21 protein-coding genes and 1 pseudogene are annotated in these 25,760 nt (G+C 64.1%); 16 read left to right on the forward strand and 6 right to left on the reverse strand.

The annotated features are described in order from the left end of the window. Nucleotides 1-308 precede the first annotated feature (308 nt). From HV744_RS22015 to HV744_RS22030, 4 genes are all read right to left on the reverse strand, one after another. Nucleotides 309-1,106, reverse strand: a complete 798-nt coding sequence (locus tag HV744_RS22015) for a PhaM family polyhydroxyalkanoate granule multifunctional regulatory protein (protein WP_175151517.1) — start codon at nt 1,104-1,106, stop codon at nt 309-311. An 83-nt stretch (nt 1,107-1,189) separates the two neighbouring features. Continuing rightward, nucleotides 1,190-2,083, reverse strand: a complete 894-nt coding sequence (locus tag HV744_RS22020; RefSeq protein WP_175151518.1) for an enoyl-CoA hydratase/isomerase family protein — start codon at nt 2,081-2,083, stop codon at nt 1,190-1,192. Nucleotides 2,084-2,156: 73 nt separating this feature from the next. Further along, nucleotides 2,157-3,419, reverse strand: a complete 1,263-nt coding sequence (locus HV744_RS22025) for an ABC transporter substrate-binding protein (protein WP_175151519.1) — start codon at nt 3,417-3,419, stop codon at nt 2,157-2,159. Between the two features lie 326 nt (nt 3,420-3,745). Next, nucleotides 3,746-4,729 (reverse strand): fumarylacetoacetate hydrolase family protein, encoded by a 984-nt coding sequence (locus HV744_RS22030; protein ID WP_175151520.1) that lies wholly within the window; start codon nt 4,727-4,729, stop codon nt 3,746-3,748. A 248-nt stretch (nt 4,730-4,977) separates the two neighbouring features. On the opposite strand from HV744_RS22030, the gene HV744_RS22035 reads away from it, so the two are divergent. The 7 genes and pseudogenes from HV744_RS22035 (at nt 4,978) to HV744_RS22065 (ending at nt 13,359) form a co-directional block, all read left to right on the forward strand. Next, a complete protein-coding gene (locus HV744_RS22035) occupies nt 4,978-5,880 on the forward strand; it encodes an IclR family transcriptional regulator (protein ID WP_175151521.1) in 903 nt (300 codons plus the stop codon). Nucleotides 5,881-6,140: 260 nt separating this feature from the next. Beyond that, the gene (locus HV744_RS22040) at nt 6,141-7,442 is read left to right on the forward strand and encodes a DUF3108 domain-containing protein (protein ID WP_175151522.1); all 1,302 of its coding nucleotides are present in this window, start codon (nt 6,141-6,143) and stop codon (nt 7,440-7,442) included. 178 nt (nt 7,443-7,620) lie between these two features. Continuing rightward, nucleotides 7,621-8,409, forward strand: coding sequence for an alpha/beta fold hydrolase (locus HV744_RS22045; protein ID WP_175151523.1), 789 nt, complete (start codon nt 7,621-7,623; stop codon nt 8,407-8,409). A 118-nt stretch (nt 8,410-8,527) separates the two neighbouring features. Then, nucleotides 8,528-8,785: a BTH_I0359 family protein gene (locus tag HV744_RS22050; RefSeq protein ID WP_175151524.1), complete on the forward strand. Its 258-nt coding sequence runs from the start codon at nt 8,528-8,530 to the stop codon at nt 8,783-8,785. 313 nt (nt 8,786-9,098) lie between these two features. Further along, on the forward strand, nt 9,099-10,169 hold the full coding sequence (locus HV744_RS22055) for a homocysteine S-methyltransferase family protein (RefSeq protein WP_175151525.1): 1,071 nt from the start codon (nt 9,099-9,101) through the stop codon (nt 10,167-10,169). Nucleotides 10,170-10,264: 95 nt separating this feature from the next. Beyond that, nucleotides 10,265-12,994: pseudogene (gene metH / locus HV744_RS22060) on the forward strand (methionine synthase); the annotation flags it as partial. Nucleotides 12,995-13,149: 155 nt separating this feature from the next. Then, nucleotides 13,150-13,359, forward strand: a complete 210-nt coding sequence (locus HV744_RS22065; RefSeq protein WP_175151527.1) for an acid-shock protein — start codon at nt 13,150-13,152, stop codon at nt 13,357-13,359. A gap of 143 nt (nt 13,360-13,502) precedes the next feature. Here the strand turns inward: HV744_RS22065 and HV744_RS22070 are convergent, their stop codons facing one another. Beyond that, nucleotides 13,503-13,835 (reverse strand): DUF1840 domain-containing protein, encoded by a 333-nt coding sequence (locus tag HV744_RS22070; RefSeq protein WP_175151528.1) that lies wholly within the window; start codon nt 13,833-13,835, stop codon nt 13,503-13,505. A 436-nt stretch (nt 13,836-14,271) separates the two neighbouring features. Between HV744_RS22070 and argS the strand changes: the two genes are divergently transcribed. From argS to HV744_RS22100, 6 genes are all read left to right on the forward strand, one after another. Next, entirely contained in the window at nt 14,272-16,062 is a 1,791-nt protein-coding gene (argS, locus tag HV744_RS22075) for an arginine--tRNA ligase (RefSeq protein ID WP_175151529.1), read from the forward strand. A 61-nt stretch (nt 16,063-16,123) separates the two neighbouring features. Next, on the forward strand, nt 16,124-16,951 hold the full coding sequence (locus HV744_RS22080; RefSeq protein ID WP_175151530.1) for an SPOR domain-containing protein: 828 nt from the start codon (nt 16,124-16,126) through the stop codon (nt 16,949-16,951). Nucleotides 16,952-17,112: 161 nt separating this feature from the next. Next, complete coding sequence (locus HV744_RS22085) at nt 17,113-17,751, forward strand: thiol:disulfide interchange protein DsbA/DsbL (protein WP_175151531.1); 639 nt, start codon at nt 17,113-17,115, stop codon at nt 17,749-17,751. 15 nt (nt 17,752-17,766) lie between these two features. After that, the gene (locus HV744_RS22090; protein ID WP_175151532.1) at nt 17,767-18,540 is read left to right on the forward strand and encodes an SDR family oxidoreductase; all 774 of its coding nucleotides are present in this window, start codon (nt 17,767-17,769) and stop codon (nt 18,538-18,540) included. 3 nt (nt 18,541-18,543) lie between these two features. After that, nucleotides 18,544-19,362: a helical backbone metal receptor gene (locus tag HV744_RS22095; protein ID WP_175151533.1), complete on the forward strand. Its 819-nt coding sequence runs from the start codon at nt 18,544-18,546 to the stop codon at nt 19,360-19,362. Between the two features lie 230 nt (nt 19,363-19,592). Continuing rightward, nucleotides 19,593-21,179 carry an ABC transporter substrate-binding protein gene (locus HV744_RS22100; protein WP_175151534.1) on the forward strand — a complete coding sequence of 529 codons (1,587 nt, stop codon included), beginning with the start codon at nt 19,593-19,595 and terminating at the stop codon, nt 21,177-21,179. An 88-nt stretch (nt 21,180-21,267) separates the two neighbouring features. On the opposite strand, the gene HV744_RS22105 is transcribed toward HV744_RS22100, so the two are convergent. After that, the gene (locus tag HV744_RS22105; RefSeq protein ID WP_175151535.1) at nt 21,268-22,341 is read right to left on the reverse strand and encodes an MBL fold metallo-hydrolase; all 1,074 of its coding nucleotides are present in this window, start codon (nt 22,339-22,341) and stop codon (nt 21,268-21,270) included. Nucleotides 22,342-22,539: 198 nt separating this feature from the next. Here HV744_RS22105 and HV744_RS22110 point away from each other — a divergent pair, with 198 nt between their 5' ends. From HV744_RS22110 to can, 3 genes are all read left to right on the forward strand, one after another. After that, on the forward strand, nt 22,540-22,944 hold the full coding sequence (locus tag HV744_RS22110; protein ID WP_175151536.1) for a MerR family transcriptional regulator: 405 nt from the start codon (nt 22,540-22,542) through the stop codon (nt 22,942-22,944). A 98-nt stretch (nt 22,945-23,042) separates the two neighbouring features. Next, nucleotides 23,043-24,881: a bifunctional isocitrate dehydrogenase kinase/phosphatase gene (gene aceK / locus HV744_RS22115; RefSeq protein WP_175151537.1), complete on the forward strand. Its 1,839-nt coding sequence runs from the start codon at nt 23,043-23,045 to the stop codon at nt 24,879-24,881. A gap of 86 nt (nt 24,882-24,967) precedes the next feature. Beyond that, nucleotides 24,968-25,753 (forward strand): carbonate dehydratase, encoded by a 786-nt coding sequence (gene can, locus HV744_RS22120; protein ID WP_175151538.1) that lies wholly within the window; start codon nt 24,968-24,970, stop codon nt 25,751-25,753. The last annotated feature ends 7 nt before the right edge of the window (nt 25,754-25,760 follow it).

The raw sequence follows: 25,760 nt of genomic DNA on the forward strand, positions 1-25,760 counted from the left end.
GCCCTGCACCGGTGGTACCGGCGGCGAATGAATCGAGGGCGGCTGGATTGGTTCTTTTCAGCGCACGCCCAAAAGCCAAATGAAGCTTACACAATGATAGCACGCGGACTTTACGGATCCTGAGTCATCACCGGCGCAATTCCGCTGCCTGATTGACCTCTCTCAATAAAGCGTGCGATCTGCGCAGTGTGGCGGACAATCGGGGGCAAAACCATGACAGGCGACGAATTCATCTGTTTGTCTCATGCCGGCCTATGAGCTTTTGTGCCCGGCGCATGGCTTGTCCCCGCCGCATTTCGTTCCTGCCTTTAAATTGACTTTTTCGTGGTTGAACCGCTGGTCGTGGTGGCGCCCGGGCGTTTCGCGGATATGGACGTTCGCTTCGCCGCCGGCCGTTTTGTCGCGGGCGGCGTGTCCTGCTGCGACGCAGGCGGTGCGTCCGCCGCTGCGCTGCCTGATGCCGATGCCTTCGCCGTGCCTTGCGCGGCGTCCGTTGCCGCCCCGCTCGCCTCGGCCGCCGCCGCCGGCTGCGTCATTGCGAACTGGGCGATCTGGTTGAACTGGGATTGCAGCAGATTCCACCACGCGGACGCGTCGAACGGGGGCATTGCGGGCGCCGCTTCTTCGGTGCTGTCCGCTGAAGCGGCGGCGTCCGATGGCGCGGCGCTCTCCTGAGCCCGAGCCGGCGCCGCCGGATGCGGCCAGCCGCTCGTCGGCGCGGGACTCGGCGCGGCCGACGCCGCAGCCGGCCGCGCCATCGACGACTGCGCAAACGCGCCGAACGCACGTAGCGTCGCGAGCGTCGCGCGCTGCACTTCGAGCGCCTGAATCGCGGACTGCAGCATGCCCAGATTCAGCTTGAGCCATTGTTCGACCGCGCGCATGTCGGTGATGCGCTTGTCGAGCTCTTCGACGTTGGTGAGCGGCGCCATCATGTCGGACATCATCGACAGTGACTGCCCGAGGCCGCCGCCAGCTTGCGCACCGGTCAGCGCGGAGCCGAACGGCGAGAGCCGCAGCATGCCCCACATGCTATCGAGCATTTCAGCGGGCGGAAAACCAGGGAAGCCGGGAAACGGCGGCGTGGAGTGAGTGGTGTCGGTCATGCTTGTCGCCTCGCTGCATAAGGGGAAGGAATGAGCGCCGTCCCGCGCGCGTTGGATTCGATCATACCGTGCGGAGCAGCGAGTCAGGACCGCTCGTCGCCCGGCGTAGCGCCGCCGGACGGCTGCTGCTGCGCCCGCCACGGGTCGGTCCCGCCGAAATCGGGCGCGCGCCGCTCACGCAGCGAGCTCACGCCTTCACGCACGTCCGGCCCGGCAAAGCCCATGAATTCCAGCGCGAGCGAGGTATCGAACGCGGGCCCCGCCGAGCGCAGCCAGTTGTTCAACGCATACTTGGTCCAGCGGATCGCCGTTTGCGAGCCGTTCGCAAGTTTCTGCGCGACTTCGAATGCTTTGGGCAGCAGGTCGTTTTCGTCGACGGCAAGCGACACCAGGCCGATGCGCTCCGCCTCTTCGCCGCTCACCGGCTCGCACAGCATCAGGTAGTACTTGGCCTTCGCCATCCCGCACAGGAGCGGCCAGACGATCGCCGCGTGATCGCCGGCGGCGACACCCAGACGCGTATGACCGTCGATGATGCGCGCGGTCTTCGTCGCGATCGAGATATCAGCGAGCAGGCCTGCCACAAGTCCCGCGCCGACCGCCGCACCGTGCATCGCCGACACCACCGGCTTGCTGCAATTGATCACGTTATAGACCAGGTCGCGCGCCTCGCGCCAGACCCGCGCGCGCACGTCGAAATCGGTCGCCATGTCTTCGACCAGTTGCAGGTCGCCGCCGGCCGAAAAGCCCTTGCCCGCGCCGCGAATGAGCGCGACACGCGTGTCGGGATCGCGGTCGATGTCGCGCCAGATCTCGGCGAGCTCGAAGTGCATCCGCGCGTTGGCGGTGGCGAGTCCGCTTTTGTTCGCGCCCTCGCCGCTCATCACGACTTCGAGCACGCCATGCGGATGGCGCTGCAGCTGGAGCGACTGGTAGTGCGCGTAATACGCGTCGTTACTGTGTGGTGCGTGAGACATGGTGAGCAATCCGTGTGTCGCTGTGTATGTTGAACCGGGGCCGCATTAAAAAAGAAGCGCGTGGGCTACACATTCAACGCGGCTGATAAACCCACTTCGCGTTCGTGATTTCGACCATCACGCGCGCCCGTTGATCGAGCCCGAGATGATCGGCGGCGCTCATGTTGACCACGCCATTGGTGTCCGCAAGCCCGCGCGTCGCTTCGAGCGCATCGCGCAGCGCGCGGCGAAATTCCGGCGTGCCCGGCGCGCCCGCCTTCAGCGCGATCGGCACGGCATGGTCGAGCAAGGCGCCCGCGTCCGACGTGTACGAGCCGAACGCCGATACGCTGCCCGGTCCGCGCAGCGCCTCGAAGCGCGCGATGTAATCGAGCGCGAGGCGCCTGGCCGGATGGTCGGCCGGCAGTTGCGCCGCGACCAGCACCGGGCTCGCGGGCAGGAAGGTGCCGTTGCAATCGGCGCCGCACACGCGCAGGAAGTCGTTATTGCCGACGCCGTGATTGTGATAGATCAGGCCTTTGTAGCCGCGTTCGCGCAGCGTCTTCGGCGGCAATGCGGCGGGCGTGCCGGCGGCGCCGACCACCACCGCATCGGGATGGGTCGCGAGGATTTTGAGGATCTGGCCGGTCACGCTCGGATCGGTGCGATTGAAGCGCTCGCTCGCCACCATGTTGATGTGATGCAGTTGCGCGAACTTCGCGACTTCGGCGTAGAAGGTCTCGCCGAGCGCGTCGGCCTGGCCGATGAACGCGATGGTTTTGACGCCGTGCGTGCTGGCGTGTTCGGCGATGGCCGACGCCATCATCGCGTCGGTCTGCGGCGTCTTGAATACCCAGTGGCGTTTCGCATCGACAGGCTCGATGATTTTCGCCGACGACGCCAGCGAGATCATCGGCGTTTCACCTGCGGCGACCACGTCGATCATCGCCAGCGAGTTCGGCGTGATCGACGAACCGATGATCGCGTCGACGTGACTCTCGGAGATCAGCTTCTTGGTGTCCTGCACGGCCTGGGTGGTGTCGGACGCATCGTCGAGCACGATGTATTCGACGCTCTGGCCGCCGATCTGTTTGGGCAGCAGCGCGACCGTGTCGCGTGCGGGAATGCCGAGCGAAGCCGCCGGTCCGGTCAGCGACAGCACGAGGCCGATCTTGACCTGCGCGAACGCCATCGCGGGCAACGCGCAAGCGAGCGCGGCGCACAGCGCGGCGGCGCGGCGCGCGAGCCGGTTGCGCGGCTTGCTCGCGCTGATGCTCGGGCTCGCGCGCACGTTCGCACTCGCACTCCGCGCGCGAGTGCGCCGGCTTCCAGATTCAAGGGATTCCACTCGCGGCATGCTGTCTCCTTACGTCGGTTTTTCGTTTTGATGTGCTGCCGATGCCCTGCTCACGCGCTGCCGAGCGCGGGTCTTGTCTTGCGCGGGTTTTCCACGGGTGTTCCGCGGGTGTTCCGCGGGTGTTCCGCGGGTGTTCCGCGGGTGTTCCGCGGGTGTTCCGCGGGGTTTCAAGTCAATCGGCAGCCAGCCACCCCGGCCATGCCGCCGCGCCAGTCAGTGTAGCCGCGCGTCGTGGCGGCGGCATCGGGCGAAACCCTTTCGTCTGTGCAGCGTTTGCGCGCACGCGGTCATAGGTCTCATGCCGCGTTCCGCACGACAGCCGGGCTTCAATCCAGCGGCGCGATGCCCTGATCGATCGAACCGAATATCGACTTGCCCGCTTCGTCGAACATCTCGATCTTCACGGTATCGCCGTAGTTCATGAACTCGGTTTGCGGCGCGCCGTGCTCGATGGTTTCGAGGCAGCGCTTCTCGGCGATACAGCAGTAGCCGCGCTTCGCGTCCTTGTTCGACACCGTGCCCGAGCCCACGATCGCCCCGGCGCGCAGGTTGCGGGTTTTCGCCGCGTGCGCGATCAGTTGGCCGAAGTGAAACACCATGTCGGTGCCGGCGTCCGGCTGGCCGACTTTCTTGCCGTTCCAATGGACGATCATCGGACGGTGCACGCGGCCTTCGCGCCAGTGTTCACCGAGCTCGTCGGGCGTGACCGCGACCGGCGCGAACGACGTGGCCGGCTTGCTCTGGAAAAAGCCGAAGCCCTTCGCAAGTTCGGCGGGGATCAGGTTGCGCAGCGAGACGTCGTTGACGAGCGTGATCAGACGCACGCTGCGGAGCGCCTGGTCGGGCGTGGCACCCATCGGCACGTCGGCGGTGATCACGGCGACTTCCGCTTCGAAGTCGATGCCGAATGCTTCCGATGCGCACAGCACATCGTCTTTCGGGCCGATGAAGTCGTCGCTGCCGCCCTGGTACATCAGCGGATCGGTCCAGAATTCCGGCGGCATTTCCGCGCCGCGCGCGCGCCGCACCAGTTCGACATGATTCACGTACGACGAGCCGTCGGCCCACTGGAACGCGCGCGGCAGCGGCGCCATGCACTCCCTCGCGTCGAACGGGAAGGTGTTGCGCGCGCGGCCCTGATTGAGCGCGTCGTACAGGTCGTGCAGTTGCGGCGCATAGAAGGCCCAGTCGTCGAGCACGCGCTGCATGGTGGGCGCGATCGCGTCGGCGATGGCCGCGGTGTGCAGGTCGCGGGACACGACGATCAGTTGGCCGTCGCGCGTGCCGTCCTTCAGCGTGGCAAGTTTCATAGAGGAGTGAACCGTGTTAGTGACGATGGAGGGAATCTATTCTACGATGGTGAATCGGCGTGGCCCAAGTGGACGTGGGTGTTGCCCCGGTAGGGGCAGGTCGCGAGGCGGTGGTTGCTGGTTGCCAGGCGCTGTTGATGCGCCCGGCCGCGAACCTCATTACCCAACTCCGCAAGCCAACCCCACTGTCACGCGCCGCCACCCATTTCTTCCCATCATCATTTGAACGCGCTCCATGCGTACCGCTCATGCCTCCAACTGCCCGTTCCGGCGCAATCCGTACCGACGCCGACACCCCTGCCGCTGAACCGCTCGACGCGCCCGAAGCCGACGACGAAAGCGTCGAGGCCGGCGAAGAGAAGTTGCGCTCGGGCATACAGTCGATCGAAGTCGGCTTCAGATTGCTCGACGTGCTGACCCGCGAACCGCGCGCGATGATGCTGCGCGATCTCGCGCAACGCGCCGGCATGAGCCCGGCAAAAGCGCATCGTTATCTGGTGAGTTTTCTGCGCCTCGGCGTCGTCGCGCAGGATCCGCTGTCGGGTCGCTACGAGCTGGGCGGCTTCGCGTTGCAACTCGGACTCGCGCGGCTTGCGCGCGTCGACGGCGTCAAGCTCGCGCGGATCGCGCTCGCCGAACTGCGCGACCGGCTCGATCTCACGGTGGGCATCGCGGTGTGGGGCAATCAGGGGCCGACCATGGTTCACTGGATGGAATCGAGCCACCCGGCGAAAGCGTCGCTGAAACTCGGCGACGTGATGCCGCTGCTCAGTTCCGCCACCGGCCTGCTGTTCGCCGCGTACCTGCCGGCGAGTAAAACCGCCGCGATGCTCGAGTGCGAACTGGCCGACTCACGCCGCTCGTCGCAGTTGGGCGGCCCGCGTACACGGGAAGAAGTCGACAAGGTTCTGGCCCACGTACGGCAGCACGAAGCGGCGCGCGTGGAAGGCATGTTGCTGCCGACCATCCACGCGTTCTGCATGCCGGTGTTCGACTCGACCGGCGAACTCGCCCTCGGCCTCGTCGCGCTCGGTCATGAAGGCGCGTTCGATATCCGCTGGGGTGGCGAGATCGATACGGCGCTGCGCGAATGCGCGCAAAAGCTCTCATACGAGCTGGGGTATAGTGCGGCGCCACGTCACGAAAACTGATGTGCCGGGCGCGATTCGGTCGCCGGCGCCGAAGCTTGAAGTCAGCAATATGACGCTGCGTGCGTCGTCTGGCGTGTTCGGCTCGTGCGTGGTTTCGCCGTCGAGGAACATCGTGCGCGACTATGCGGTCGAATCCGTTCGCAGATGGCCACGCGCTCGCGTAGCAGATCGAGCATGTTTTGCGTGGTAACCGACGCACGGCCCCTGAGCAACACCCTCGCCCACCCCGACACTTTCTGCCCACACACATTCAATCGCCGATGGCCTCAGCTCCCGCCACACGCCGCTCCGATCGCCTGCCGTCCAACGGGCCGCGCGGCGGTACGCGCGCGTGGCGGTGGCTTGCGGTGCTGGCGGCGGTGGCCGTGCTGCACTGGATCGCCGCTCAATGGTTCGAGCGCAACCGGGCGACACTGAATCCAACTGACCACGAGCGTGTGCCGGTGCAGGTCGCACTGCTGACGCCCGAGCGCATTGAGCGCAAACCCACTGCCGCCGCGCAACCCGCGCCTGCCCCGGCTCCCGCGCGCAGGGCTGCGGCGCGCCCGCCGCGCGAACATGTGTTGACCGCGCTGCAACCGGCAAAGCAAGCCGCGCCGCCGGACGTGGCGGCGTCGGACGTGGCGGCGTCGAACGTGGCGGCGAGCGCGCCGGCCACCACGGCCGCCCCCAATACGACCGACAACAACGCGAACGCCGCCGGCACCGCCAGTGCACCCGTTGCCGCCAGCGCGCCGCAAGCGTCGCCAGGCGTGAAATTTTCGGTCCCTCCATCCGCCGAATTGCAGTACGACACGTTCTACAACGGCGTGCGCAACCAGCCCGGCACGATCCACTGGACCAGCAACGCGCAAAGCTACGAAATGATCGTCTCCGTGCCGCTGCCTTTCGTCGGCCCATTCGTCTACTCGAGCCATGGCCGTATCGATGCGTTCGGCCTCGCGCCAGACCAGTACATCGAAAAACGCGGGCATCGAGCGGAAGACATCGCGATCTTCAATCGCACCGATAAAAAGATTGGTTTCACGCGCACGCCGGCCTCACTGCCGCTGCCCGACGGCGCGCAGGACCGCTTCAGCATGGTGATGCAGCTCGCCAGCCTCGTACGCGGCGACCCCTCCACCTACAAGCCTGGCGTGACACGGCAGTTCTTCGTGGTCGATAACGACAGCGGCGAGAACTGGCCGGTCGAGACAATCGGCGACGAGACCATCCGCACGGCCGAGGGCTACCTCGACACGCGCCACTTCAAACGCCTGCCCCGCCATGACGGCGACCTGCGCCGCATCGACGTGTGGCTCGCGCCGTCGCTCGGCTGGCTACCTGCGCGTATCGTTCAAACGGAACCGAACGGCACCCAATTCGAACTGGTGTGGCGCGGCAAGCTCAATCTCGACAGCGCAGGTTTGCCCGGCGGCAACGGCAATGAAGAAGGCGCCGCTGCTTCGCCTTCGCCTGACAATTCGCCCACCCCTTCGCCTTCCGGCACATCGGCACCTATGCCCGATGCCGCCCCTGCTTCACCGGTCGACTCGACCGATTCCGGCAACATCAAACCCTGAGAACCTGAATCCGAACAGGGCCTCGAGCAGATTGCCGAACTTCCGCGACGACACCGACTCGCACAATCTGCTGCAACCGTTCGGGCGTCTGCTGCGTATCCAGATCAGCCTTGTCATCGAGGCGGGACGCGGCGCGCGCAAACGGATCCTTCCACTGCGTTCCCTTCAAGGAGCCCGCATGCTAGTGAACATCAACGGAAGCGCAACGCGCTATGTGCTGAGCAACGAGGGCGGCGGCCCGTGGCTGACGTTCATCCATCAACTCGGCGGCGACCTGTCCGTCTGGGACCAGCTTGCCGGTTATTTCCGCGACGAGTACACCGTGCTGCGCTACGACGTGCGCGGCCACGGCAAGACGGCGGTCTCAGGTAAGCCGTTCAGCGTCGGCGATCTGTCTGACGATCTCGCCACGCTGCTCGACGCGCTCGATGCGCCCACTACGCATCTGGTCGGCATGTCGATGGGCGGCATGATCGCGCAGCAATTCGCGCTCGATCACCCTTCACGCATCGACCATTTGACAATTGCCGACAGCACCAGCGGCACGCCGCCGGAAGGCCGCGCCGTGTGGGACCAACGCGCCCACGCGGCCCGCAGCGGCGGCATCGCGGCGCTGGTGCCGACGACTTTGAGCCGTTGGTTGACGCCCGACTTTCAGGCAGCGCACCCCGAAGCCGTGGAGCAGATTCGCGACGTGCTCGCGCATACGTTGCCAGAAGGCTACGCGATGGCATGCGAAGCGCTGCGCGATTTCGATGTACGCAGTAAGCTGGGAAGCATCCGGTGCCCAACCTTGACTGTGGCGGGCCGCCACGACCCGGGCACGCCGCCTGCTATGACGCGGGCAATAGCAGACGCCATCGAAGGCGCACAGTTCGAACTTCTCGATGCCGCTCATCTCGCGCCCATCGAGCAATCTCACCGTTTTGCTGCACTGCTTGAAACGTTTCTTGGAAGGCCGGTCTAACCGGTAGGTTCGGAACTTTTACAAGCGTCAATCCGGACCCACCCCTTGAATTCCACAACATACGCTCCACTTATGGTGCAGAAACGGCCAGGAGCCAACGGAAATAAGGAGTGTCGCCATGCAAATGATCTACAACAGCCCCAACTATTGTGTCGTCGAGTTTCCGCCGCAGGAAGGTCAGTTGGCCATGAAGTCGGGTGGCTACGAGATCGTCGATAAAAACATGCAGCGCGAAATCTACATTGACGGTGCAATGGCGGCGCGTTTTCGCGAGCACGTGCAAAAGCTGATCGAAGAGGAGCCGTCACTGGACGAGGTCGACGAATTTCTCGGCCAGTTCGACAGCCTGATGCACCAACCGGTGATCCTTCACTAACCCCAGGATTCGCTTCAACGTTTTTGGCGACATACATACATTGACCGCGCCGTCCGGCCCCGCCGGCGGCCCTTATAAGGCGGTCAGCAGTCATGAAGCGGCCCAGCAGGCTTTTGCCTCGCTGGGCCGTTTTCTTTGCAGCCTGCTTGCCCCCGGCTACCTGCTTTGTTGTTCTGCTGCGTTTCGCGCTATCTTCCCGCACAGCCCTGTCCCGACAGCCGAGGTGGCCGCTTCGCCCGCGCCGGGCGCATCCGCCCGGCAGCGGCTACAATGACAGGTTTCCCGAAAACGCCGGCGCAAGCCCTCGTCCGCCATGAACCAGCCTGCTCAAACCGCCACGCCAGTCCGTCCCGACGCCGCCTACACGCGCGGCACGGCGCTCCCTGCGCTGCTCAAGTCGCGCATCCTGATCCTGGACGGCGCAATGGGCACGATGATCCAGCGTTACAAGCTCGACGAAGCCCGCTATCGCGGCGAGCGCTTCAAGGACTATGGGCGCGACATCAAGGGCAACAACGAGTTGCTGTCGATCACGCAGCCGCAGATCATCGCCGAGATTCACGAGCAGTATCTGGCGGCGGGCGCCGACATCATCGAAACCAACACGTTCGGCGCGACCACGGTTGCGCAGGCGGACTACGGCATGGAAGCGCTGGCCGCCGAGATGAATCTCGCGTCGGCGAAACTTGCGCGCGCCGCGTGCGACAAATATTCGACGCCCGACAAGCCGCGCTTCGTCGCCGGCGCGATCGGACCGACGCCGAAGACCGCGAGCATTTCCCCTGACGTGAACGATCCGGGCGCGCGCAACGTGACCTTCGACGAATTGCGCACGGCCTACTACGAGCAGGCCAAGGCGCTGCTCGACGGCGGCGTGGATCTGTTTTTGGTCGAAACCATCTTCGACACGCTCAACGCGAAGGCCGCGCTGTTCGCGCTCGACGAACTGTTCGAAGACACCGGCGAGCGTCTGCCGATCATGATCTCGGGCACCGTCACCGACGCGTCGGGCCGTATTCTGTCGGGCCAGACCGTCGAAGCGTTCTGGAACTCGCTGCGTCACGCAAAGCCGCTCACGTTCGGTCTGAACTGCGCGTTGGGCGCGGCGCTGATGCGCCCGTACATCGCCGAACTGGCGAAGCTGTGCGACACCTACGTGTCGTGCTATCCGAACGCCGGTTTGCCGAATCCAATGAGCGACACGGGCTTCGACGAATTGCCGGCGGATACGTCGGGGCTGCTCAAGGAGTTCGCGCAGGCCGGTCTCGTGAATATCGCCGGCGGCTGCTGCGGCACGACGCCGGAGCACATCGCGGCGATCGCGCAGGCGCTCGCCGAAGTGAAGCCGCGCCAATGGCCGACCCAGTATCGCGACGCCGCCTGAGCCCGGCGGCCTGAACGCCGGCCGCCCCGCTCCAGCGCCATCGAAACAGACGCACCAGGACGCAACCCAGCGCACCTCAACGCAAGCAATCGACTCGCACATACGCCATGACCGATCACACCATGCGCCTTGCCGGCCTCGAGCCGTTCAACGTCACGTCCGGGACGCTCTTCATCAACGTCGGTGAACGCACCAACGTGACCGGCTCGAAAGCGTTCGCGCGAATGATCCTGAACGACCAGTTCGACGATGCGATCGCGGTTGCGCGCCAGCAGGTCGAAAACGGCGCGCAGGTCATAGATGTCAACATGGACGAGGCGATGCTCGATTCGAAAGCGGCGATGGTGCGCTTCATGAATCTGATCGCATCGGAGCCGGACATCGCGCGCGTGCCGATCATGATCGACTCGTCGAAGTGGGAAGTGATCGAAGCGGGCCTGAAATGCGTGCAAGGCAAGGCGATCGTCAACTCGATCTCGCTGAAGGAAGGCGAAGAAGCGTTCCGCCATCACGCGAACCTGATTCGCCGCTACGGCGCGGCCGCCGTCGTGATGGCGTTCGACGAGCAAGGCCAGGCCGACACCTTCGAGCGCAAGACGCAAATCTGCAAACGCTCGTATGACTTCCTCGTGAACGAAGTGGGCTTCCCGCCGGAAGACATCATCTTCGATCCGAACATCTTCGCGATCGCCACCGGCATCGAAGAGCACAACAACTACGCGGTCGACTTCATCAACGCGACGCGCTGGATCAAGGAAAACCTGCCGTACGCGAAGGTGAGCGGCGGCGTGTCGAACGTGTCGTTCTCGTTCCGCGGCAACGACCCGGTGCGCGAGGCGATCCACACCGTGTTCCTCTATCACGCGATCCAGGCGGGGATGGACATGGGCATCGTCAACGCGGGGCAGCTCGGCGTGTATGCCGACCTCGACCCGGAGTTGCGCGAGCACGTCGAAGACGTGGTGTTGAACCGTCGTGAAGACGGCACCGACCGGCTGCTCGAAATCGCCGACAAGTTCAAGACCGGCGCCGCGAAGAAGGAAGAGAACCTCGAATGGCGCAACCAGCCGGTCGAGAAGCGTCTGTCGCATGCGCTCGTGCACGGCATCACCAACTTCATCGTCGAAGACACCGAGGAAGTGCGCGCGAAGATCGCCGCGCAAGGCGGCCGTCCGATCAACGTGATCGAAGGCCCGCTGATGGACGGCATGAACATCGTCGGCGACCTGTTCGGCCAGGGCAAGATGTTCCTGCCGCAAGTCGTGAAGTCGGCGCGCGTGATGAAGCAGGCAGTCGCGCATCTGATCCCGTTCATCGAAGAAGAAAAGAAGCAGCTCGCAGCCGGCGGCGGCGACGTGCGCGCGAAGGGCAAGATCGTCATCGCGACCGTCAAGGGCGACGTGCACGACATCGGCAAGAACATCGTGTCGGTGGTGCTTCAGTGCAATAACTTTGAAGTGGTCAACATGGGCGTGATGGTCTCGTGCAACGACATCCTCGCCAAGGCGAAGGTCGAAGGCGCGGACATCATCGGGCTGTCGGGGCTGATCACGCCGAGCCTCGAAGAGATGGCCTACGTCGCGTCGGAAATGCAGCGCGACGACTACTTCCGCGTCAAGAAGATTCCGCTCCTGATCGGCGGGGCGACCACCTCGCGGGTGCACACCGCGGTGAAGATCGCGCCGCATTACGAAGGACCGGTGGTGTATGTGCCGGACGCGTCGCGCTCGGTGTCGGTGGCGTCGAGCCTGCTGTCCGACGAAGGCGCGGCGAAGTACCTCGACGAACTCAAGGCCGACTACGACCGCATTCGCGACCAGCACGCGAACAGGAAAGCGCAGCCGATGGTCACGCTCGCCGAAGCCCGCGCGAACAAGACCAAGATCGACTGGGCTAACTACCAGCCGGTCAAGCCGAAGTTCATCGGCCGCCGCGTGTTCAGGAACTTCGACCTGAACGACCTCGCAAACTACATCGATTGGGGCCCGTTCTTCCAGACGTGGGACCTGGCCGGCCCGTATCCGGCGATCCTCAACGACGAGATTGTCGGCGAATCGGCGCGGCGCGTGTTCTCGGACGGCAAGTCGATGCTCGCGCGCCTGATCCAGGGCCGCTGGCTGCAGGCCAACGGCGTGATCGCGCTGCTGCCGGCCAACACGGTGAACGACGACGACATCGAAATCTACACGGACGAATCGCGCTCGGAAGTCGCGCTCACGTGGCGCAACCTGCGCCAGCAAAGCGTGCGGCCGGTGGTGGACGGCGTGATGCGGCCGAACCGGTCGCTGGCCGACTTCATCGCGCCGAAGGAATCGGGCGTGGCCGACTACATCGGCATGTTCGCGGTGACGGCGGGTCTCGGCGTGGACGTGAAGGAACGGCAGTTCGAAAAGGATCACGACGACTACAGCGCGATCATGCTGAAGGCGCTCGCCGACCGCTTCGCGGAAGCGTTCGCCGAAGCGATGCACACACGCGTGCGGCGTGACCTGTGGGGATACGCGAACGCCGAGACCCTCTCCAACGACGACCTGATCGCCGAGAAATATCGCGGCATTCGCCCGGCGCCCGGCTACCCGGCCTGCCCGGATCACCTGGTGAAGCGCGACATGTTCGACGTGCTGCAAGCCACCGAAATCGGCATGAGCGTGACCGAATCACTGGCAATGCTGCCGGCGGCCAGCGTGTCGGGCTTCTATCTGGCGCACCCGGACAGCACCTATTTCTCGGTCGGCAAGATCGGCCAGGATCAGCTCGAAGACTACGCACAGCGCATGTCGCTGTCGAAAAAGGACGCCGAACGGGCGTTGGCGCCGTTGCTGTAAGCCTTGTGGCGGGAAACTCACTATATCGGTTCTGAAAGGCTGAATATTTGCGGCAACGTAATTTTCGGCTTTGTAGACTGAATCGGTTTTATCCCGCCAGACGCGGCCAAAACGCGTCGGCTTGTCTAATTGCAATCGCCAACGGAGAAAATCGTATGAAAAAGCTGACGCTGTTATTGACTGCTGTTTCGCTTGCCGCGGGCGCCTCGGCGGCGCTGGCCCAGCCCGCTGCGCCGGGCGGCTCCAGCGCGGTCAGCTCGTATTCGCCGCCGGTCGTGAAACACGTCAAGAAGCCGAAGAAGCAGAAAATGAAGCAGGGCGCGTCGGCTCCGATGGCCGCCCCGGCGGATGCCGCCAGCCAGTAAGCAGCACGGCCCAGCCGGTCGGTTCAGACCGTTGAAAGACAAAGAGCCCGCGTCGAGCGGGCTCTTTTCATTGGTGCGGCAGGGTTTGCGTCACCGGGTGCAACCGTTGCCGCGCACGCCCTGCCTGGAATGCCTGAAGTCAGTCAGAGGCCCCAGACGATGTCCGCGTTTTCCTTCTGCGCCGCGCGCAGCATGTCGAGGAACGGATACGCGCGCTGCGCGAGACCCGGCGGAATCTCGTGAGGATCGTGGCCGTGGCCGTCTTCGCCTTCGTGGAAACGGCCCTCGTGTTCGGCGCGCTCCTGCTTGTCGGAGCTGATGGCCGCTTCGAGTTTCGTGATCGCGGGGCCCAGTTCGTCGTGAGTGATGACGCCCCGCTGACCAAGGCGCTTGCCGACAATGCCAACCAGGTACTGAGCCAGATTGTCCAGCATCATCACGTCTGGGCAGGCGTGGCACTTAAAAGTAATCAGCATGACTGTTCCCTTTTTCGTTATGTCGGATTGGCGCGCGAGCGGCCCGAAGACGGCTACCGGCGCGCGTTACGTTAGCTCGCCGACCAGGCGCGGCGGCCACGGCCCTTGCTGGGCATCTCATTGAACATATTAGCACCTGCTAAAATCCGTCTGGACGGAAAAGCGCGCCGCAATGCGCCGCGCGCGGCGAAGCGCGAGTAGCGTGGCTGGGCCGGCTGGCCGCAACCCCGCATGCCGCGGCAGCCAACGCCTCGGCAAGCGGCCATGCCCCGCTTACCGCGTTGCAGGCAATGGGCCCGAAGGCGCTCCCGATGTGCCCGCTGCGTCGCGTCGGCTGCATCGCCGCTCTCCACGCTTCTAACGAATCGGTTGTGCCTGGCGCGCGGCCGGCGCCTCTTCCGCATCACCGGATTGCCTCACTGGACTCGCAACAAGCATGCTGCCCGCACATAAACTTACCCTCGAAACACTGCTCGCCGACACGGTGAAGCAGGTCGCGCTTGCCTCGCAAGGCGCGACCGAAGCCGCGTTCGTGTCGCCCACCATCACGCTCGAACGCCCCAAGGTTGCCGCGCACGGCGACGTCGCGTGCAATGTGGCGATGCAGCTCGCCAAGCCGCTGCGCGCCAATCCGCGCCAGCTGGCCCAACAGATCGTCGACGCGCTGCTCGCGCAGCCGCAGGCCCAAGGTCTGATCGAAGCCGCCGAAGTGGCCGGCCCCGGCTTCATCAACCTGCGCCTGACGGCGTCGGCCAAGCAGGCGGTGATCGCCGCCGTGTTCGCCGAACAGGCTGCGTTCGGCCGCTCGCAACGCGACGCCGGCAAGCATGTGCTGATTGAGTTCGTCTCGGCCAACCCGACCGGCCCGCTGCACGTCGGCCACGGCCGCCAGGCCGCGCTCGGCGACGCGCTGTCGAACGTGCTGGCCTCGCAAGGCTGGGACGTGCATCGCGAGTTCTACTACAACGACGCCGGCGTGCAGATCCACACGCTCGCGCAGTCGACCCAGGCGCGCGCCCGCGGCCTCGCCCCCGGCGATGAGGGCTGGCCGGCGTCGGCGTACAACGGCGAGTACATCGCCGACATCGCGCAAGATTATCTGAGCGGCGCCACGGTGGCCGCGAGCGACGGCGAGCCGGTCACCGGCGCGGGCGACGTCGAAGACCTCGAGGCGATCCGCCGCTTCGCCGTCGCGTACCTGCGCCGCGAGCAGGACATGGACCTGCAGGCGTTCGGCGTGAAGTTCGACCAGTACTACCTGGAGTCGTCGCTGTACACGGAAGGCCGGGTCGAGAAGACCGTCGACGCGCTGATCGCCGCCGGCAAGACCTACGAACAGGAAGGCGCGCTGTGGCTGCGCACCACCGACGACGGCGACGACAAAGACCGCGTGATGCGCAAGACCGACGGTACCTACACGTACTTCGTGCCGGACGTCGCCTACCACGTCGCCAAGTGGCAGCGCGGCTTCACCAAGGTCATCAACGTCCAGGGCTCGGACCACCACGGCACGATCGCGCGGGTGCGCGCCGGCCTGCAGGGTCTCGGCATCGGCATTCCGAAGGGCTATCCCGACTACATCCTGCACAAGATGGTCACGGTGATGCGCAACGGCGAAGAGGTGAAGATCTCCAAGCGCGCCGGCAGCTATGTGACGGTGCGCGATCTGATCGAATGGTCGGGCGGCGCGACGCCGGGGTCTGAAGCGGCCATCGACCTGATCGATGAAGAAACGATTCGCCGCGGCCGCGACGCCGTGCGCTTCTTCCTGATCTCGCGCAAGGCGGACACGGAATTCGTGTTCGACATCGACCTCGCGCTGAAGCAGAACGACGAAAATCCGGTGCATTACGTGCAGTACGCGCACGCCCGGATCTGCTCGGTCATCGCCGAATGCAAAGCGCGCTACAGCATGGACGAGACCACACTGGCCAGCGTGGACGTGGCGCCGCTCACCAGCGAACGCGCAATGGCCTTGCTGAACAAGCTCGCCGAATTCCCGGACATGCTGCAACACGCCGCCGACGAACTGGCGCCCCACGCGGTCGCGTTCTATTTGCGCGAGCTCGCCGGAGAATTCCACTCGTTCTACAATGACAGAGCCGAACGCGTGCTGGTCGACGATGCGGCCGAGCGCAATGCACGTGTCGCGCTGCTCGCGGCCACGCGTCAGGTGTTGGCCAACGGTCTCGCGACGATCGGCGTCTCCGCTCCCGTCAAGATGTAAGTCCTCCGGCGCAACATGCAACCGGCCGTCGTTATAATCGACGCCCGATCCAGGATTCTTTTTGCAGGTGATTCGTACGATGGCAAAACCACGCCGCACAACAAAGCAATCGAAACAAACCGGGGGCACTTTTCTCGGCATCGTGCTGGGCCTGATCGTCGGCCTGGCGATCGCGGTAGTGGTGGCGCTGTATATCACCCGTGCGCCTACGCCGTTCGTGTCGAAGGTGGCGCCGCCCGCGGCGTCCGAAGCCGGCGCGAGCCAGGCGCAATACGATCCGAACCGTCCGCTGCAAGGCAAGACGCCGGGCCAGCCGGTACCGCAAGCCGCGCAACCGGCGCCGCCGAACACCGCGCCTGGCCAGACCAACTCGCAGACCCAGTCGGGCATGCTCGAAGAACCGCAGATCGTCGAAGTGCCGCCGTCGGCTGGCAATGCGAACGGTACGGCGGTTGCGCCGAAGCCTTCGCAGGATAACGGCAACGGCACCGGCACGGCCGCTGTGCCGGCTCCGGCGAAGAAACCGCAAGCCTCCAGCGCACCGGCCGCCACCGCGGCGGGCTCGGCGCCGAAGAGCACCACAGCCACCATGGCCGCCAACACCAAGCCGGGTTCAGCCGCGGCGCCGGCCCCGGCGCCGGGTGATGCGAACACGGGCTACTTCCTGCAAGTGGGCGCGTACAAAACCTCGGCCGATGCCGAACAGCAGCGCGCGCGCCTCGCGTTCCAGGGCTTCGAATCGAAGGTCACCCAGCGCGATGCGGGCGGCGTGACGTACTATCGCGTGCGCATCGGGCCATTCTCGAAGTTCGAAGACATGAATTCGAGCCGCCAGCGTCTGTCGGATGCGGGCGTGGATACCGCCGTGATCCGCTTCACCAAACAATAAAACGAACGGTAATCGTCGGCACGCGCAGTCACCGAACTATCGGTGCGCAGCGCGTGTCACAAGCACGTCGGACAATTGAAACGTCCAATGCCGAATCTGAAAAACGGTGACGGGCATTTGCGTGGCGCCACCGTCTTACCGCCTATCTGGGTCAACACCACATGAAAAAACTGCTGAGCATTCTGTTCCTCTCGCTGGGTCTGGTTGCCGCCACGGCTCATGCGTCGCCGGCTGCGCCGGTGTCCGGCAAGGACTACACTGTGCTGGCTTCGCCGCAACCGACCGACGTGCCGGCCGGCAAGATCGAAGTCACCGAGTTCTTCTGGTACGGCTGCCCGCACTGCAACGAATTCGACCCGTACCTCGAAGCTTGGGTCAAGAAGCAGGGTCCGGACGTGGTGTTCAAGCGCGTGCCGGTCGCCTTCCGCGACGACTTCGTTCCGCACTCGAAGATGTTCCACGCGCTCGACGCGCTCGGCCTCGCCACGGAACTGACGCCGAAGGTCTTCAACGAAATCCACGTCAACAAGAACTACCTGATGACGCCGGAAGATCAGGTCAAATACCTCGCGAAGCAGGGCGTCGATCCGAAGAAGTACATGGACGCGTACAACTCGTTCTCGACGCAAAGCGCGCTGCAGAAAGACAAGAAGCTGCTCGACTCGTACAAAATCGACGGCGTGCCGACGATGGCCGTGCAAGGCAAGTATGAAACCGGGCCGGCAGCGACCAACAGCCTGCCGGGCACGATTCAGGTGCTCGATTATCTGGTGCAGCAAGTCCGCGCCAAGAAGATGTAAAGACGAGGCGCCGGAATGAGTTCACCGCTAAAGGTTTTCATTACCGGCGCTTCGAGTGGCATCGGCCTCGCGCTCGCCGCCGACTATGCGCGGCGCGGCGCGATTCTCGGCCTCGTTGCCCGCCGCGGTGACATCCTCGCCGCGTTCCAGCAGTCCCATCCGCACAACACCGTCTCCATCTATTCCGTCGACGTTCGCGACGCCGAAGCGCTTGCCGATGCTGCCGCGCAATTCATCGCGCAACACGGTTTGCCGGACGTCGTGATCGCCAACGCCGGCATCAGCCGCGGTGCGGTCACCGGACAGGGCGATCTGCGCACCTTCCGCGAAGTGATGGACGTCAACTACTTCGGCATGGTCGCCACCTTCGAGCCGTTCGCCGCCGCGATGGTCGCCGCGAAACGCGGCACGCTGGTCGGCATCGCCAGCGTCGCCAGTGTGCGCGGCTTGCCGGGCTCCGGCGCGTACAGCGCGTCGAAGTCGGCGGCGCTCAAGTATCTCGAAGCGTTGCGCGTCGAGATGCGGCCGCACCGCGTCGGCGTCGTTACGATCGCGCCCGGCTACATCCGCACGCCGATGACCGAGCACAACCCGTACATGATGCCGTTCCTGATGGACGCCGACCGTTTCGCCGCGAAGGTGGCGCACGCGGTCGAGCGGCGGACGGCTTTCGCGGTGTTTCCGTGGCAGATGCGCATCGTCGCGATGCTGCTGCATGTGCTGCCGCGCTGGCTCTACGACCGCGCGTTCGAACGCGCGCCGCGCAAGCCGCGCGTCGCCACCGAATAAATCATGGAACCCCGTGCGGTCGATGCAGCCGGCGTCGCGCACGAAACCGCAGGCGCCAACGCGCGCATCGTCTCGCTGGTGCCGAGCATCACCGAAACACTCTTCGCACTCGGCCTCGACAGGCAGATCGTCGGACGCACCGGTTTTTGTGTGCATCCTCGCGACAAGGTGCGTGAGGTGCGCAAGGTCGGCGGCACCAAGGCCGTCAATCTCGACGCGATTCGTGCGTTGCACCCCACTCATCTGATCGTCAATATCGACGAAAACGAGCGCGATACTGTCGAGCAGTTGCGCGCGTTCGTGCCGCACATCGTCGTCACCCATCCGCAGACACCGCAAGACAATTTGTCGCTTTACGCGCTGCTGGGCGCGATCTTCGACCGCATGCAGCAAGCGCAGCGTCTGAGCGAGAGACTCGAAGACCGGCTGCGCGAAGCCGCAACGCAGGCGTTTGCCGCGCAAAACGTGCTGTATCTGATCTGGCGCGAACCGTGGATGACCGTGGCGCGCGACACGTATATCGCCGCGATGCTGCGGCTCGTGAACTGGCACACACTGCCCGATGTGCGAGGCGGAGCGGCAGGCGCCGCGCGTTATCCGACGTTCGAGTTCGACGACGCGCCGTGGCTTGCCGGGGTCGATCGCATCCTGCTGTCGAGCGAGCCGTATCGTTTCACGCAGGCGCATCGCGATGCGCTCGCGCGCGATTCGCGGCTGGCGACCAGGCGCATCGAGTTGATCGATGGGGAAATGGTGTCGTGGTACGGCGTGCGCGCGATCGAAGGCGTCGCCTATCTGCTGAAGCGCGCGTCGGCGGCATGAGCACCGGCAGCCGGATTCCATATGGATATGCGGATTATGTTGTTGTCGCCGCAATCACCCTTCGATAAGCTTTCGCGAACGCGCGCGACGCGCATGGGCCGGATTACCCACGTCATGCGCGAGCGCCGGAAACGTATCACAATCGGGACGACGCCCAAGCCCGTCCGTCGTCACCGGAATAACCACACAACCAGACGCACTGCCTGACTGCGCTTGTTATGGGAGAACCTATGCGCTTCAAACTGCTCGCAGCCGCCGTACTGTTCACGGCGCCCGCGCTCGTGCTCGCCAAACCGCTGACCGTCTGTACCGAGTCGAGCCCTGACGGCTTCGACGTGGTGCAGTTCAATTCGCTCGTCACGACCAATGCGTCGGCCGATGTGATCTTCAATTCACTGGTCTCGTACGACGAGGCCTCGAAGAAAGTGGTGCCGGCGCTGGCCGACAAATGGGACGTGAGCGCCGACGGCCTCACGTACACGTTCCATCTGCGCCCGAACGTGCAGTTCCAGACCACCGACTACTTCAAGCCCACCCGCGCGCTGAACGCCGACGACGTCGTCTTCACGTTCGACCGCATGCTCAACGACAGCAATCCGTGGCACAAGGTGGCGGGGGCGAGCGGCTTCCCGCATGCGCAGTCGATGGGCTTGCCGAAGCTGATCAGGTCGATCAGCAAGGTTGACGACAATACCGTCAAGTTTGAACTGAACACCCCGGACGCGACCTTCGTGCCGATCCTGACGATGGGTTTCGCGTCGATCTATTCGGCGGAATACGCCGACCAGTTGCTCAAGGCTGGCAAAGAGGTGGATCTGAACGCGAAGCCGGTCGGCACCGGCCCGTTCGTCTTGAAGAGCTATACGAAAGACGCGGTGATCCGCTACGACGTGAACCCGACCTTCTGGGGGCCGAAACCGAAGATCGACCGCCTGATCTACGCGATCACGCCGGACGCCACGGTGCGCGCGCAGAAAGTGAAAGCGGGTGAATGCGAGATCGCGCTGTCGCCGAAGCCGCAGGATCTCGCCGACGCGAAGAACGACAAGTCGCTGGCCATCGTGCAGACTCCGGCGTTCATGACCGCGTTCGTCGCGTTGAACACGCAGAAGAAGCCGCTCGACAATCAGAAGGTGCGCGCCGCAATGAACATGGCGTTCGATCGCACCACGTACCTGAAGACCGTGTTCGACAACACCGCGACGCCGGCCACGAACCCGTATCCGCCGAACACGTGGAGCTACAACCGGTCGATCAAGGGCTGGCCGTACGATCCGGTGAAAGCGAAGAAACTGCTCGCCGACGCGGGCTATCCGAACGGCTTCGAAACGACGATCTGGGTGCGTCCGAACGGCAGCGTGCTGAATCCGAATCCGAAGGCCGGCGCCGAACTGCTGCAGGCGGACCTCGCGAAGATCGGCGTGAAAGCGGACGTGAAGGTGATCGAATGGGGCGAGCTGATCAAGCAGGCAAAGCAAGGTCAGCACGACTCCCTGTTCATGGGCTGGGCCGGCGACAACGGCGATCCGGACAACTATCTGTCACCGCTCTTCAGCTGCAACGCGGTGAAGTCGGGGATCAACTTCGCGCGTTTCTGCGACCAGGATCTGGACAAACTGATTGCCGACGGCAAGGCCACGCCGGAACAGGCCAAGCGTACAAAAGCGTATGAACAGGCGCAGCAGATCATTCACGATCAGGCGCTGTGGATTCCGCTGGGGTATCCGACCGCTTCGGCGATCACGCGCACGAACGTGAGCGGTTATCACGTGAGTCCGTTCGGCCGGGTGAACTTTGGGACGGTGGCGGTGCAGTAATTCCGCTCACGCCTGAAGGTACACGGAAAGTAAAAAGCCCGGTTGCGCGCCAGCGCAACCGGGCTTTTTTATCGACGCATCGAAACGATCAAGCCGCCGAGAAGCGGATCACGCCGTCCGCGTGCTGCGTGCGCTTCAGTTCACCGGCGAGCCACAGCAGATGCAAATGCGCCAGCGCTTCACCCAGCGCAAACGTCATCTGATGGATGTCGAGCTGACGCTTGAACATCAGCGGCACGATGTCCGCGGCGCTCTGCGGTTTCTGCGCGCACGCTTCGCGCACTTCGGCCAGCCGCGCGTCGTGATGCTCGCGCAATTGGCGGATGCGGGTGCGCACGCAGCGAAACGGCCTGCCATGCGACGGCAGCACCAGCGTGTCCTCAGGCATCGCCTCGTAGCGGCCGAGCGACTCCAGATACAGCGCGAGCGGCGAGCCTTCCGGCTCGATGTCGAACACCGACACGTTGGTCGAAATGCGCGGCAGCACCATGTCGCCGGAGATCAGCACGCCGGTCTCTTCACAATGCAGCGCGCAGTGTTCCGGCGAATGACCGAAGCCCGTCACCACGTGCCACGTCTTGCCGCCGATCTTCACACCCTCGGCTTCGCGCAGACGCCGGTATTGCCCCGGAATCGCCGGCACGAGGCTCGAGTAATAGCTCTTGCGATTACGCAGTTTCTCAAGCGAGTCCTGATCGTTCAGACCGTGCCGCGCGAAATGCCGCGCCGCCGCCTCGCCGCCTGCATTCGAACCGTCGCCGGCGGCCATCACGCGGGCCTGCATGTATTCGCCGAGCGTCATCCACAGCCGCGCGTCCCAGCGCTTGCGCTCGCCGCCGCTGCACACCCAGTGCGCGAGCCCGATGTGGTCCGGATGGCAGTGCGTGACGATCACGCGCAGCACCGGCAGGCCGTCGAGCACCGAGTCGAACACGGTCTCCCAGTTCTGCTTGATCGTATCCGACGTGATGCCGCAATCCACCACCGTCCAGCCGTGCTTGCCGTCGATCTCGTCGCGCAGCAGCCAGAGATTGATGTGATCCAGCGCGAAAGGCAGCGGCATGCGCAGCCAGAACACGCCGGGCGCGACTTCCATCGCGCGGCCGGCTTCCGGCATGCTGTCGTTGAACGGGTATTGGAGTTGATGTTCGAGTGCGTTCATTGTGGGTGTCTTCCTCCGTCGGCCGTCCGGCATGGCGAGGTGTGCGATGCCGGTCGGCGTGGTTGTGGCGGTGGCGGCTTGCTCTTGCCGGATCGCGCCGTGGTTGCAGCAATGGTTGCGTTCAGCTCAGGTTGACGATAACGTAAACGTCGATTCTATCGTTCAATCCGATTTTCTGCCCGGCCACGGGATGCCCCGATGAACACGCAATACACGATCACCGAGCTCGCGCGGGAATTCGACGTCACGCCGCGCGCGATCCGCTTCTACGAAGATCAGGGTTTACTCTCGCCTAGCCGCGAAGGGTCGAGCGGTTTGCGGCGCGTCTATTCGGGCCGCGACCGAACGCGCCTGAAGCTCACACTGCGCGGCAAACGGCTCGGCTTCACGCTGTCGGAAATCCGCGAACTGCTGGACGTGTACGAGTCGCCGACCGACACCGTGGCGCAACTGCATGCATTCCTCGCCACGGTGGCGCGGCATCGCGAAGTGCTCGAACGTCAGCTTGAAGACCTCAACGCGACGCTCGAAGATCTCGCGCAATACGAAGCCCAGGCGCGCGCGCTGCTCGTTGGCGGCACACGCGCAGCCAGGCCCGCCTGAGCGCAGATTGCAGCAACGCGCGGCGCGATGCGTCGCGGGCCCACCCGGACGATACAATCACGGGTGTCTTCACGACATGGGACGAATGCACGGTCGACATGAATCACTTCCCCAAACTGCTGTCGTCGCAAATCGGCTTTGACGTCGCCCAGACGATGCTCGAAGGATTCGACCGGCATTACCGGATCTTCCGCGACGCCGCGATCCACGCGAGGACGCTCTTCGAAGCCGCCGACTGGCACGGTCTGCAAAAGCTCGCGCGCGATCGCATCACTTCGTACGACGAGCGCGTCGAAGAATGCGTCGAACTGCTTGAAGACGAATACGACGCGGAAAACATCGACGGCGAAGTGTGGCAGCAAATCAAGCTGCACTACATCGGCCTGTTGACTACGCACCGCCAGCCCGAGTGCGCGGAAACGTTTTTCAATTCGGTGTGCTGCAAGATTCTGCACCGCTCGTATTTCAACAACGACTTCATTTTCGTGCGCCCGGCGATCTCGACCGAATACATCGAGAACGACGAGCCGGCCGCGAAGCCGACCTATCGCGCGTATTACCCCGGCAAGGACGGTCTGGCCGCGACGCTCGAACGCATCGTCACGAACTTCCAGCTCGACCAGCCATTCGAAGACCTGACGCGTGACGTCGGCTGCGTGATGCAGGCGATTCACGACGCGTTCGGCGTGTTCGACGAAGCGCCGAACTTTCAGATTCATGTGCTCTCGTCGCTGTTCTACCGGAACAAGTCGGCGTATATCGTCGGACGGATCATCAACGGCGACGCGCTGCTGCCGTTCGCCGTGCCGCTGCGTCACGTGAAGCCGGGCGTGCTCGCGCTCGACACGGTGCTGCTCAAGCGCGAGCAACTGCTGATCATCTTCAGCTTCTCGCATTCGTATTTCCTCGTCGACATGGAAGTGCCGTCCGCGTACGTCGAATTTCTCGGCACCATCATGCCGGGTAAACCGAAGGCGGAAATCTATACGTCGGTGGGTTTGCAGAAGCAGGGCAAGAATCTGTTCTATCGCGATCTGCTGCATCACCTGTCGCATTCGAGCGATCAGTTCATCATCGCGCCCGGCATCAAAGGGCTCGTGATGCTGGTGTTCACGCTGCCGTCGTTCCCGTACGTGTTCAAGCTGATCAAGGACAGCTTCCCGCCGCCGAAAGACACCACGCGCGCGCAGATCCAGGCGAAGTATCAGCTCGTCAAACGGCACGACCGCCTCGGCCGCATGGCCGACACGCTCGAATATTCGAGCGTCGCACTGCCCGTATCGCGGCTCGATGAAGCGCTCGTGCGCGAGCTCAAAAAGGAAGTGCCGTCGCTGATCGAATACGACGGCGACAACCTGGTGATTCGCCATATGTATATCGAACGCCGTATGGTGCCGCTCAATCTGTTCCTGCAAAACGGCAACGACGCCGACGTCGAGCACGGCATCAAGGAGTACGGCAATGCGGTGAAGGAGTTGATGCAGGCGAACATCTTCCCAGGCGACATGCTGTACAAGAACTTCGGCGTGACACGTCATGGCCGCGTCGTGTTCTATGACTACGATGAAATCGAATATCTGACCGACTGCAACGTGCGCGCGGTGCCGGCGCCACGTTACGAGGAGGACGAAATGTCGGGCGAGCCATGGTACTCGGTCGGCCCGCACGACATCTTCCCGGAGACGTACGGCACGTTTCTGCTCGGCGACCCACGCGTGCGCCGTTCCTTCATGCAGCACCACGCGGACATCTTCGATCCTGCGCTGTGGCAACGGCACAAGGATCATCTATTGAAAGGCGAACTGCCCGACTTTTTCCCGTACGACGTCAGCGAGCGCTTCTGCATCCGCTATCCGGAACGCTTTGCCGCTGCGGCTGCGCCTGCATCGGCCACGCCGGATGCACGAGCAGACGAGCGCAGCGTGCGAGTGGCGTGAAGCATCCGCGCCGCCCGCATCGTCCGAACCTTATGTAACAAACGACTTCGACCGGTCAAGCGGTCGAGCAACCGCCCAAACGCATCATGAACACGAACGCTTCCAACTCTTCCAACCCTTCCAATCCGCTCTCGCATCTGTTCGACAACAACGACGCGTGGGTCGCCCGCAAGCTGTCCGAAGACCCCGAGTACTTCTCGCGTCTCGCGCATCAGCAGACGCCCGAGTATCTGTGGATCGGCTGCTCCGATTCGCGCGTGCCGGCGAACCAGATCATCGGCCTGCCGCCGGGCGAGGTGTTCGTGCACAGAAACATCGCCAACGTGGTGGTGCATACCGATCTGAACTGCCTGTCGGTGATCCAGTTCGCCGTCGATCTGCTGAAGGTCAAGCACATCATGGTGGTCGGCCACTACGGCTGCTCGGGCGTCGGCGCGGCACTGCACGGCCGCCGCGTGGGTCTCGCGGACAACTGGCTGGCTCACGTGCAGGACGTGCGCACCAAGCACGCCGCGTTGATCGAGGAGTGGCCGCTCGGTGAAGCGCGTCATCGGCGGCTGGTCGAACTGAACACGATCGAGCAGGTGGTGAACGTGTGCCGCACCACCATCGTCAACGACGCGTGGGCGCGCGGCCAGGAACTGACCGTGCACGGCTGGGCGTACGGCGTGCATGACGGCAAGGTGCGCAACCTCGGCATGACGATCAACGACGCGGCCGCGCTCGAAGCGACGTACAAGGATTGTGTGGCGGCGGTGTCGGCGAGCGGCGCGCACAAAGCGGATAACGACGTGGTCGCCGCCGATGCGGCGCAACTCGGCGACGTGCCGGCCGTCGTCGAAGGTGTGATCAAGGAGCTAAAACATGAGTGAGGCAAAC

The organism is Paraburkholderia ultramafica, from assembly GCF_902859915.1.
In the GTDB taxonomy this organism is placed as follows: domain Bacteria; phylum Pseudomonadota; class Gammaproteobacteria; order Burkholderiales; family Burkholderiaceae; genus Paraburkholderia; species Paraburkholderia ultramafica.